The organism is uncultured Thermus sp. (genome assembly GCF_938010445.1).
Lineage (GTDB): Bacteria > Deinococcota > Deinococci > Deinococcales > Thermaceae > Thermus > Thermus altitudinis.
In genome coordinates, this window is record NZ_CALLUR010000091.1 from 1 (window position 1) to 9,381 (window position 9,381).

General features: G+C 65.3%; 10 protein-coding genes. 6 read left to right on the forward strand and 4 right to left on the reverse strand.

The features are described 5' to 3' along the window. The 3 genes from Q0693_RS05040 to Q0693_RS05050 form a co-directional block, all read left to right on the forward strand. Positions 1-882, forward strand: an 882-nt coding sequence (locus tag Q0693_RS05040) for a hypothetical protein (RefSeq protein WP_298629668.1), incomplete at its 5' end; no start/stop codon positions are given. Between the two features lie 61 nt (positions 883-943). Next, positions 944-1,435 (forward strand): bioflim formation protein, encoded by a 492-nt coding sequence (locus Q0693_RS05045; RefSeq protein WP_298629670.1) that lies wholly within the window; start codon positions 944-946, stop codon positions 1,433-1,435. A 3-nt stretch (positions 1,436-1,438) separates the two neighbouring features. Then, positions 1,439-2,275 (forward strand): sugar ABC transporter permease, encoded by an 837-nt coding sequence (locus Q0693_RS05050; protein WP_243031695.1) that lies wholly within the window; start codon positions 1,439-1,441, stop codon positions 2,273-2,275. Here the strand turns inward: Q0693_RS05050 and mltG are convergent. From mltG to alaS, 4 genes are all read right to left on the reverse strand, one after another. Next, the gene (gene mltG / locus Q0693_RS05055) at positions 2,260-3,273 is read right to left on the reverse strand and encodes an endolytic transglycosylase MltG (protein ID WP_298629672.1); all 1,014 of its coding nucleotides are present in this window, start codon (positions 3,271-3,273) and stop codon (positions 2,260-2,262) included. The genes Q0693_RS05050 and mltG overlap by 16 nt on opposite strands. Next, positions 3,257-3,664: a Holliday junction resolvase RuvX gene (gene ruvX, locus Q0693_RS05060; RefSeq protein ID WP_243031697.1), complete on the reverse strand. Its 408-nt coding sequence runs from the start codon at positions 3,662-3,664 to the stop codon at positions 3,257-3,259. The genes mltG and ruvX overlap by 17 nt, the downstream gene beginning before the upstream one ends. Next, a complete protein-coding gene (locus Q0693_RS05065; protein ID WP_243031698.1) occupies positions 3,645-4,334 on the reverse strand; it encodes a hypothetical protein in 690 nt (229 codons plus the stop codon). Before Q0693_RS05065 ends, ruvX begins: the two co-directional genes overlap by 20 nt. Positions 4,335-4,461: 127 nt before the next feature. Further along, positions 4,462-7,110, reverse strand: a complete 2,649-nt coding sequence (gene alaS / locus Q0693_RS05070; RefSeq protein WP_298629676.1) for an alanine--tRNA ligase — start codon at positions 7,108-7,110, stop codon at positions 4,462-4,464. 30 nt (positions 7,111-7,140) lie between these two features. Here alaS and Q0693_RS05075 point away from each other — a divergent pair, with 30 nt between their 5' ends. The 3 genes from Q0693_RS05075 to Q0693_RS05085 all read left to right on the forward strand — a co-directional run. After that, the gene (locus tag Q0693_RS05075; protein ID WP_243031700.1) at positions 7,141-7,416 is read left to right on the forward strand and encodes an NIPSNAP family containing protein; all 276 of its coding nucleotides are present in this window, start codon (positions 7,141-7,143) and stop codon (positions 7,414-7,416) included. Positions 7,417-7,482: 66 nt separating this feature from the next. Further along, the gene (locus tag Q0693_RS05080; protein WP_298629678.1) at positions 7,483-8,625 is read left to right on the forward strand and encodes an FtsX-like permease family protein; all 1,143 of its coding nucleotides are present in this window, start codon (positions 7,483-7,485) and stop codon (positions 8,623-8,625) included. Between the two features lie 145 nt (positions 8,626-8,770). Further along, a partial coding sequence (locus Q0693_RS05085) for an ABC transporter ATP-binding protein (RefSeq protein ID WP_298629680.1) occupies positions 8,771-9,381 on the forward strand: 611 nt, incomplete at its 3' end.

Consider the following 9,381-nt stretch of genomic DNA (forward strand, 5'->3'; position numbering starts at 1 on the left):
AGCATCCTTTCTGTAAAACCTCAAGAGCTCTATCCCCTGGCTGTCTCCCCCTTACCCCGGGGAAAGATTGAGTGCATAGGAGGGAACTGCACTCAGGTAGGTCCCTCTAACGACTTGGAGGTGCGCTTCAAGCAACAGGCCACCGATCCCTGGAACAAACTTCTGGCGGACTGGGATGCGTCCACTAAAGGACCGGCTTCCCCTACCGTTGAAACCCACCAACCTTACAATACGCAGGACACGCTTGAAACCCCCACCAAGGCCTTCTTTGCCGTGGATTTCGGCGAGAATGGATCTAACGAAGGAGAAGCTACCTTCATCGCCAGCTGGCGGCCCAGCATATGCCTGAGCGGCAAGTACCTTCTGGAGCCGGAGAGCCTTAGCCTCCAGGGTTTCCTAGACCACCCCAACGGCAGCCAGCGCTTGGTAGATCTGGCTGATCTCAGCGTCACCACTAGCGCTACCCGTCTGGTCTTAGCCTGGAATCTCAGCCTTCTCACCCAAGTAAATGACAGCGCCCTCCACACCCAAGGCCAGGTGGTGGTGAACGGCACCTCCACGCCGGGGACCTGTGGGAGTCTTCTGGAAAACTTCAACGCCTCCTCAGGTGAGGTCTCCATCGATTTGAGCACCCATAATAGTTCCTTGCACCTCAGCTTCAGGGTAACCCAGGTGGAGGAAAGCCCCCTGCGCATCCACATCCAGGACGGGCTCATGCGAGTGAACAGCAAGGTGGTCACCTTTGAAGGTATCTTAGACGATGCGAACAATAACTGCATCCCCGGAGAAAATCTCACCCTCCACTTTGCTGGCGGCCAAACCATGAACCTGGAAACCTTCTTCACCCAGCACATGGGTGCCCAACCCTGCAACCAACCGTAAATCCTCCTTGCTCCCGTACCCTCGGCCGTAGGCCGGGGGTATCTGTTAGGATGGGGTGGATATGAAACGCCTGATCCCCTTCACCTTTTTGGCCCTAAGCCTGGCCCTAGCCCAAGCCCCCGCCTACCCGGAAAACACCCTGGGCCTGGGGTACGCCCCGGGCAAGGGCCTTTACCTGCAAGGTGGCGCCCTTTTGCCCTTTAGCCCCTTGGGGATTGACACCGGGCTGGACCTGCAGGTCCTCCTCTCGCAAAACCCCGAAGTCTTGGCCTTTTTCAAGGCCAACCTCTTCCCCGGCCTGGTCCTGGCGGACCTCTACGCCTCCGTGGGGCTGGGGCTGGACCTGCGGTACCCCTTTGGTGTGCACCTGGGGCCGGTGGTGAGCCTCGAGGTGCCCGGAGGAGCCCTTTCCGCCTACGGGGGACTGGGCTACCAAGGGGGCTTCCACCTGGCCTGGGGAGCAGGCTTCAGGCTCTACCTGGAGCCCTTGGCCCTGGAGGTCTCCGCCTCTGACCGGTATCCCTTCCTCCTAAGCCTCCTCTACCTTTGGTAACCCGTGCGGCGCCTTCCCCTGGTTCTCTTCTCCCTTCCCGCCCTCCTCACCCTGGGGGTTTTCCTCCTCTACCCCTTTTTGGATGTGATCCGCTTTTCCACCTGGGAGTGGTCGGGGCTTTCCGAGCCGAAACCGGTGGGGCTGAAAAACTACCAGGACCTCCTAAGGGACCCCGCCTTCTGGGGAAGCCTCTGGGTGACCCTGAAGTTCATGCTCCTGGCCCTGCCCCTTTTCGTGGGGCTTTCCCTGGCCTTGGCGGTGGCCCTGGAGGGGGCCCCCTACGAACGCCTGGCCAAAAGCCTCCTCTTCCTCCCGGGCCTCGTCACCCTGGGCGGGGCCACCCTAAGCTGGTACACCCTCTTCACCCCCGAGTACGGGGCCCTGGCCCAGTTCCTGCCCATCCCCCCCTGGGACCGGGAGGGCTTCTGGGCCCTTTTCATGGTGGTCCTCTTCACCCTTTGGCGCCACCTGGGGTATGGGGTCCTGGTGGCCTCCGCCCGGCTTAAGGCCATTCCCAAAACCCTTTTGGAAGCCGCCTATGTGGACGGGGCCGGGCCCTGGGAGGCCTTCCGCCACGTGGTCCTCCCCCTCATGCGCCCGGCGGTGGCCTTTTTGGTGGTGGTGGGCACCATCCTCGCCTTACAGTCCTACTCCGCGGTCTTCCTCCTCACCCGGGGCGGGCCCTACGGGGCCACCCGGGTCCTAGGCTACTACCTCTATGAGTCGGGGTTTGAGAACTTCCGGTTGGGCTACGCCGCCGCCGTCACCGTGGTCATCCTCCTCCTCACCCTCTTCTTCGCCTATGCCCAGCTTAGGCTTTTGCGTCACGGGGAGGAGTAGCGGTGCTGGCGAAGGCCCTCTAGATGGGCCTCAAAGCTGGTGCTGAGAAAAAGCCGGCCCTTAGCGTGGAAAAAGTAAAGGTAGGGGCGGCCTTGGGAATCGGTGCGCACCGGGTTCAGCACTGCCAGAAGCGCCGCCCGCCCCGGGTTGCCGATGGGCCCGGGGGGAAGCCCGGCATAGCGGTAGGTGTTGTAGGGGGAGTCATGGGCGAAATCCCCGGCCTTCCGGGAGAGTTCAGGTAGGCGCTTGCCCAGGGCATAGGCCACCGTGGGATCCGCCTGGAGGGGCATGCCCCGTTCCAACCGGTTTAGGAAAACCCCTGCGATCATGGGCATCTCCTCGAGGCTCCCCGCCTCCGCCTGGACGATGGAGGCCAAGGTCACCCAGGCGTGAACGGAAAGCCCCCTCTCCTGCAAAAGGCGCTTTACCGGAGGGGTAAGCTCGGCCTCAAAGCGGCGCAGGAGGGCCCGGAGCACCTCCTCGGGGGTGGCCAACAGGTCAAAGGTGTAGGTGGCCGGGAAGAGGTAACCCTCCAGGGTCCCTCCCTCCACGTAGGGAGGGCGCAAGGTGCCGGGCTCCTGGACGATCTTTAGGAAACCCTCCCCATCCAGCCCGGCCTGGGAAAGCCTTCGGGCGTAGTCCACGGCCCTTTCCCCCTCGGGGAAGGTGAGGGTTACGGTAAGGGGCTTCTCCCCTCCCGTGAGGGCCCGGGCCAGGCGGAAGGCCCCCTCCCCCGTGAGGCGGTAAACGCCCGGGACCAGTCCCTTGGCCCGGCCGGAGAAGCGGAGATAGGCGGCAAAAAGGTAACCTGAGCGCAAAAGCCCCGCCTCTTCTAAAATCCTCGCCACCTCCTGCCCCGTGGCCCCTCGGGGAATGCGCACGGTGGCCTCCTTCCCCGTAGGGCCCAAAAGCCACAGGGCATAGGAGAGGAGGAGGGCAAAGGTGACGAATAGGGCCACCACCCCCCGCCAAAGCCAGCGCCTAGAGCCTTCCCGCAAGATACCCCTCCAAAAGGACCACCGCACTCATCTCATCCAGCCGGCCCTTCTCCTGGCGAACCCGCTTGGGAGCGTGTTTTAGGCGCCTGGCTGCCGCCTGGGTGGTGTAGCGCTCGTCCACCAGCTCCACCTCCACCCCCTTGGCCCTAAGCGCCTCCACCAGGGGAAGGACCCGCTGGGCCTGGGCGCTCTCCTTAAGGTCGGTGCGCAGGGGAAGGCCTACCACCAGCTTCCCCACCCCCTCCCGGCGCATGAAGTCCAGGATGGCCGCCACATCCGCTTCCAGGCCCTTGCGCACCAAATACCCCCGGCCAAAGGCCAAGGGGCTTCCCTCCTCCCCCACCGCCAGGCCGATCCTGGCCTCTCCCACATCAAGCGCGCCCAGACGCATACGGGACACTACGGTCCGCCAGGGCCACCCCCAGGTAGAGAAGGGTAATCCCCATGGCCCTACCCACCTCCTCGAGGCCCACCACCCCGAAGCGGTTCAGGGTGCTGGTGGAGGCCAACACCAAGGCCGCCAGGAAGATGAGGGCCGTGCCCTGGGCCCTAAGGGGGTTCTTCCGCCAGAAGAGCAGGGTGGTGTAGAGGGCCACCCCCGCCATCAGCACCGTGCCCAAAAGGTTAAAGGGAATGGTCCAAAGCCGAGGCGAGGTAAGGCTGGGCTCAGGGAAAGCCTTGCCCGAGGGGGCATAGGGCGCAGGAAGCTGGGAAAAGTCCAAGGGTGCCGCCAGCACCAGGTAGAGCCCATACAGGATCAAGGGCAAAAGCGCCCAAAGAAGCCCCCGGGCCGCCCTGGGGTTCAGAAGGGCCAGGCTCCCTAGGCCCAGAAAAGTCACCCCGTGCATGGCCCCGGCAAGGTACCAAAGCCGGTAAAGAAGAGGGTTCCAGGCCCCTAGAAGCTTGGCCAAAAGCTCGGCGGAAACCCCTAAGGCGAAGAGGAGAAGGCCTAGGGTGTACAGGCCATTGTGCAGGGAAGGGCGCCTGCGGTAGCGCCCAAAGGTGAGGCCGAAAAGGGCCCAGGAGAGGGCCACAGCCAGGAGGCTAAGGGCTAGTGCCATGGCGCCATTTTACCCCAGGGTACGGGGAAGGGGTTTAACCCTATCCCACCTCCGCGGTTAGCCCCGGGCCACGTGGGTTCCGGTACACCCTTTCCCCAAACCAAGGGGGCGAGAAAGGCTTTCGGCCTTAGGGCAAGAGGCTGGGAAGGACCTCCCGCGCCTTCTCGGGGGATAGCCCACCCCCTTGGGCCAAGGCCCCCTTCCCGCCCCCCCGGCCCCCGGCCCGCTCGGTGAGGGCCCGGAAGAGGGCCCCGGCCTCGAGGCCCCTCTCCTGGGCCCGGGGGGAAAGCTTCAGCACCGCCTGTCCCCCACTCAGGACCAAGGCCACGTCGGCGCCCTTCCCTACCAGGTCGTCCGCCGCCTGGCGCAAGGCGGCCAGGTCCACCCCGGGAAGCTCCAGCACCCCGTAGCGCAAATCCCCCTTCTCCAAGAGGGCCAACTCCTTCTTGAGCTCCGCCTGCACCAGGCGTGCTTTGAGGCCTTCCACCTCCTTCTCCTTGGCCTTGAGCTCCTGCAGGAGCTTTTCCACGCGCTCCTCCAGCTTGGCCTCCCCTACGGAAAGCCGCTCGGCCAAGGCCTTAATCCGGTGGAGGCTGCCCCGGGCGAAGCGCACCGCCCACTCCCCGGCCACCGCCTCCAGGCGCCGCACCCCGGCGGAAACCGCCTCCTCCCTCTGGATGAGGAAGGCCCCGATCTCCCCCGTGCGCCGCACGTGGGTGCCCCCGCAAAGCTCCTTGGACTCCACCCCGGGCAGGGGGCTTCCCTCCACCCGCACCACCCGCACCACCTCCCCATACTTCTCGCCGAAAAGGGCCATGGCCCCCTCCCGTTTGGCCTCCTCCAGGGGCAGATAGCGCCAGGTGACGGGGAAATCCGCCATGATCCAGCGGTTCACCAAAAGCTCAATCCGCTCCAGCTCCTCCTCCCTAAGGGGCTCGGGGTGGGTGAAGTCAAAGCGCAGCCGGTCCGGGGCCACCAGGCTTCCCGCCTGGCGCACATGGGGGCCCAAGACCGCCCTCAGCGCCGCATGGAGGAGGTGGGTGGCGGTGTGGTGGCGCTCCGTATCCCGGCGGGCGGGATCCACCACCGCCCGCACCCTTTCCCCCACCCGCAAGGTCCCCTCCTCCACCCTGGCCCGGTGCAGGAAGATCCCCTTTTCCGTCTTGAGGGTGGTCTCCACCCTGGCCCGGCCCCTGGGCCACTCCAGGTGGCCAAAGTCCCCGATCTGCCCACCCCCTTCCGCATAGAAGGGGGTCCGGTCCAGGACCACCTGGACCTCGGTGCCAGGGCCCGCCTCCTCCAGGCTTTGGTCCCCGGCCAGAAGGGCCAAGACGGTGGCCTCCCCTTCCAGGGTCCCATAGCCCAGAAACTCCGTGGCCCCCCTTTCGGCATAGAGCTCCTCCAGCACCTGGGCACTCTTCTTGAAGATCTCCCGCTCAAAGGCCATGGCCGCCCGGGAGCGCTCCTGTTGCTCCTCCATGGCCCGCTTGAAGCCCTCGGTGTCCACGCCAAAGCCCCTCTCGGCGGCGATCTCCACCGTGAGGTCCAAGGGGAAGCCGTAGGTGTCGTAGAGGCGGAAGGCCTCCGCCCCTGGCACCACCTCCCCCGGCTTGAGGCCCGCAAGCAGGGTATCCAGCCGCCTGAGGCCCCCTTCCAGGGTTTCCAGGAAGCGTTCCTCCTCGAGGCGGATCTGCTTCTCCACCGCGGGCAGGTTGGCCTGCATCTCCGGGTAGAAGTCCCCTAAGACCTCGGCCACCACCGGGGCCAGGCGGTGGAGGAAGGGGTCTTGGAGACCCAGAAGGTAGCCATGCCTCAAGGCCCGGCGGAGCAGGCGGCGGATCACGTAGCCCCGGCCGGTGTTGGAGAAGGTCACGCCATCGGAAAGGGCCGCCACCACCGCCCGGACGTGGTCCGCGATCACCCGGTGGCTCACGGAGGCCTTCCCCTCGTAGGGCTTGCCGCTCCAGAGGGCCACCCGCTGGATGAGGGGATAGAAGGTGTCCGTGCGGTAGAAGTCCTCCACGTCCTGCAGGATGGCCGCCACCCGGTAAAGGCCCATGCCGGTGTCAATGTTCTTCTGGGGCAAGGGTTTCAGGATGCCGGGGCCGGGGATGGGGCCTTGGCGGTCGTACTGGGTGAAGACCAGGTTCCAGATCTCCACGAAGCGGTCCCCGCTTCCCGTGTTGGGGCCGGTTTCATCAGGGGTGCCGAAGGCCGGGCCCCGGTCAAAGAAGATCTCCGAGCAGGGGCCGGAAGGCCCGTTGGGCCCATGGGTGATGGCCCCTCCAGGCCAGTAGTTCTCGTCCTCGCCAAAGCGGCCAATCCTCTCCTCCGGGACCCCCACCAGGTCCCGCCAGATGGCGTAGGCCTCGTCATCGTCCTCGTAGACCGTGACCCATAGCCGATCGGGGTCCAGGCCCAGCCACTTGGGGTCGGTGAGGAACTCCCAGGCCCAGAGGATGGCCTCCTTCTTGAAGTAGTCCCCAAAGGAGAAGTTGCCCAGCATCTCAAAGAAGGTGTTGTGCCGGGCGGTTCTCCCCACGTTCTCTATGTCCCCCACCCGGAGGCATTTCTGGCAGGTGGTGATCCTTCGCCACTCCTTGCCCCCGAAGATGGGCTTGGCCCCCAGGAAGTAGGGCTTTAGGGGGGCCATGCCCGCAGAGGTGAAGAGCAGGGAGGGGTCGTTTTCGGGGATGAGACTGAAGGAGGGCAGGCGCAGGTGCCCCTTGCCCTCAAAGAAGGACAGGTACTTTTCCCGGATCTCCGCCGTGCGCATGCCTCTGATTATAGGCAGTAGACTTAGGCCATGACCGTACAGATGCGCCGCTACCGGCTGAAGGAAGGCGCCAAGGAGGCCTTTCAAAAGGTGTTCCTCGAGGTCATCGTCCCCTTGCGCCAGGCCACGGGCTTCCAGGTCCTGGGAGCCTACTGGATCGGGGAGCGGGAGTTCTTGTGGTTCGTGGGCCACGAGGAGTTCCTCGAGGCGGAAAAGGCCTACTACAGCCACCCCGAAAGGCAGAAGGTGGACCCCAGCCAGTACCTGGAGGAGGTAGAAACCCGCTTCGTGGAAAGGCTCATCTAGCCTCTAGGGAAGGGGTCTGTAGGCTCCGCCACGCCGCGGCCACCCCCAGGGGATAAGCTTTAGGGGATGGAAGTCCTTGCGCTGGTCCTTCGCAACCTCTTGGCCCGTCCCGTGCGTAGCCTCCTGACCCTTCTGGGGGTCCTGATCGCCACCACCAGCATGGTCCTTTTCCTATCCTTCGGGGAGGGCTTGCGGCGCTCCCTGGCCCAGGAGCTATCCCGGGTGGGCCCCGCCATCCAGATCGTCCCCGAGGGGATGGAGGGGCTGGGGTTCTCCGGGTATCCCGAAATCACCCCCAAGGAGTACAGGCTGGCCCAGGAAGCGGGCAGGGAGCTGGGGGTCAGGGCCATCATCCCCACCCTCTTCCTGGCTCGAGGCGGGTTTGACCCCCAGACCAGCTTCTTCTTCCAAGGCCTGCCGGAAGGGGTCGCCCCAGACCTTCTTTACCCGGGGGTAAGGGTCCAGGCGGGTTCGCTCCTTCCCTCGGAAAGAGGGGCCATCGTGGGGGCCAAGGTGGCCAAACGCAGCCAGCTTTCCCTGGGAGGCCCCCTCAGGCTTTCCCCCCGGGTGGAACTGAGGGTGGAGGGCATCCTGGAGGAAAGCGGAGGGCTTGCCGATAACCTCATCTTCGTGCCCCTAAAGCCCTTGCAGGAGGTTTTGGGCACGGAAAACTACACCGCCTTGCTGGTGGCCCTAAACCCCGGGCAGAAGGCGGAGGAGGTGGCCCGGGCCCTGGAGGCCAGCCTCCCCGGCCTCAAGGCCCAGACCACCGGGGACGTGATGCGCTTTGCGGAAAGGGCCCTGCGCATCAGCGACCTGGTGCGCTTTGGCATCAGCCTGGTGGCCTTGGTGGTGGGGGGACTTTTGGTGGCCAATACGGTGATGATGTCGGTGTACGAGCGCATTCGGGAGTTTGGGGTCATGCGCGCCTTGGGAGCTAGGCGGGGCTTTATTTTCCGCTTGGTGGTGCTGGAGGCCCTGCTTCTGGCCCTCCTAGGCGGGGCGCTGGGCCTGGCCTTGGGGAGCGCCGTTTCCTACGCCATCAACCTCTACACCCTGGATCAGGTGGGCCTAGCCCTTTCCGCGGTCACCCCCAGGCTTTCCCTTTTCGCCCTCTTGGTAGCCCTGGGGCTGGGGCTTTCCGCCGGGCTTCTTCCCGCCTACCACGCCAGCCGCATCCCGGTGGTGGAGGCCTTGGGGAGGGTGTGATACCGCCCGGGCCCACGCCAGGGTGGGGCCCCGGAAAAGGCCTTGGCTAGGCGAGAGGGCCGTGGAGGAACGGGACATGAAAAACGGGGACCAGGCTACCCCACCCCAGCTTCCACCGAGGATTGGGGCCAACAGGGAGTCAACGATGGCCAACCTACGAGCCGAAAACCTCAGCAAGCGCTATCGGCAGGGGGAGAGGGAGGTGGTGGCCCTCGAGGGTTTCACCTTCTCCTTTCCCCAAGGGAGTACCGCGGTGGTGGGGCCTTCGGGGAGCGGCAAGACCACCCTCCTAAACCTCCTCGCCGGTTTTGACCTGCCCACGGAAGGGGGAGTGTACCTGGGGGAGCTGGCCTTGCACCAGCTTTCCGAGGACCAAAGGGCCGAGGTGCGCCTGCGGCATATGGGCTTTGTCTTCCAGCAGTGGAACCTGATCCCCACCCTTACCGCCTGGGAAAACGTGGCCTTTCCCCTCCTCCTCGCAGGCCTCCCCCCCAAGGCCCGAAGGGAGCGGGCCCTGGCCCTTTTGGAAGCGGTTGGGCTTTTGGCAAGGGCCCACCATCTGCCAAGCCGCCTTTCTGGGGGGGAGCAGCAACGGGTGGCCCTGGCCCGGGCCCTGGCCCTGGATCCCCCCATCCTCTTCGCCGACGAGCCCACGGGGAACCTGGACGCCTCCTCCCGGGAACAGGTGGCCTCCCTGCTCTTTGAGGCTGGGCAGGCGCGCACCCTCATCCTGGTGACCCACGACCTGGAGCTGGC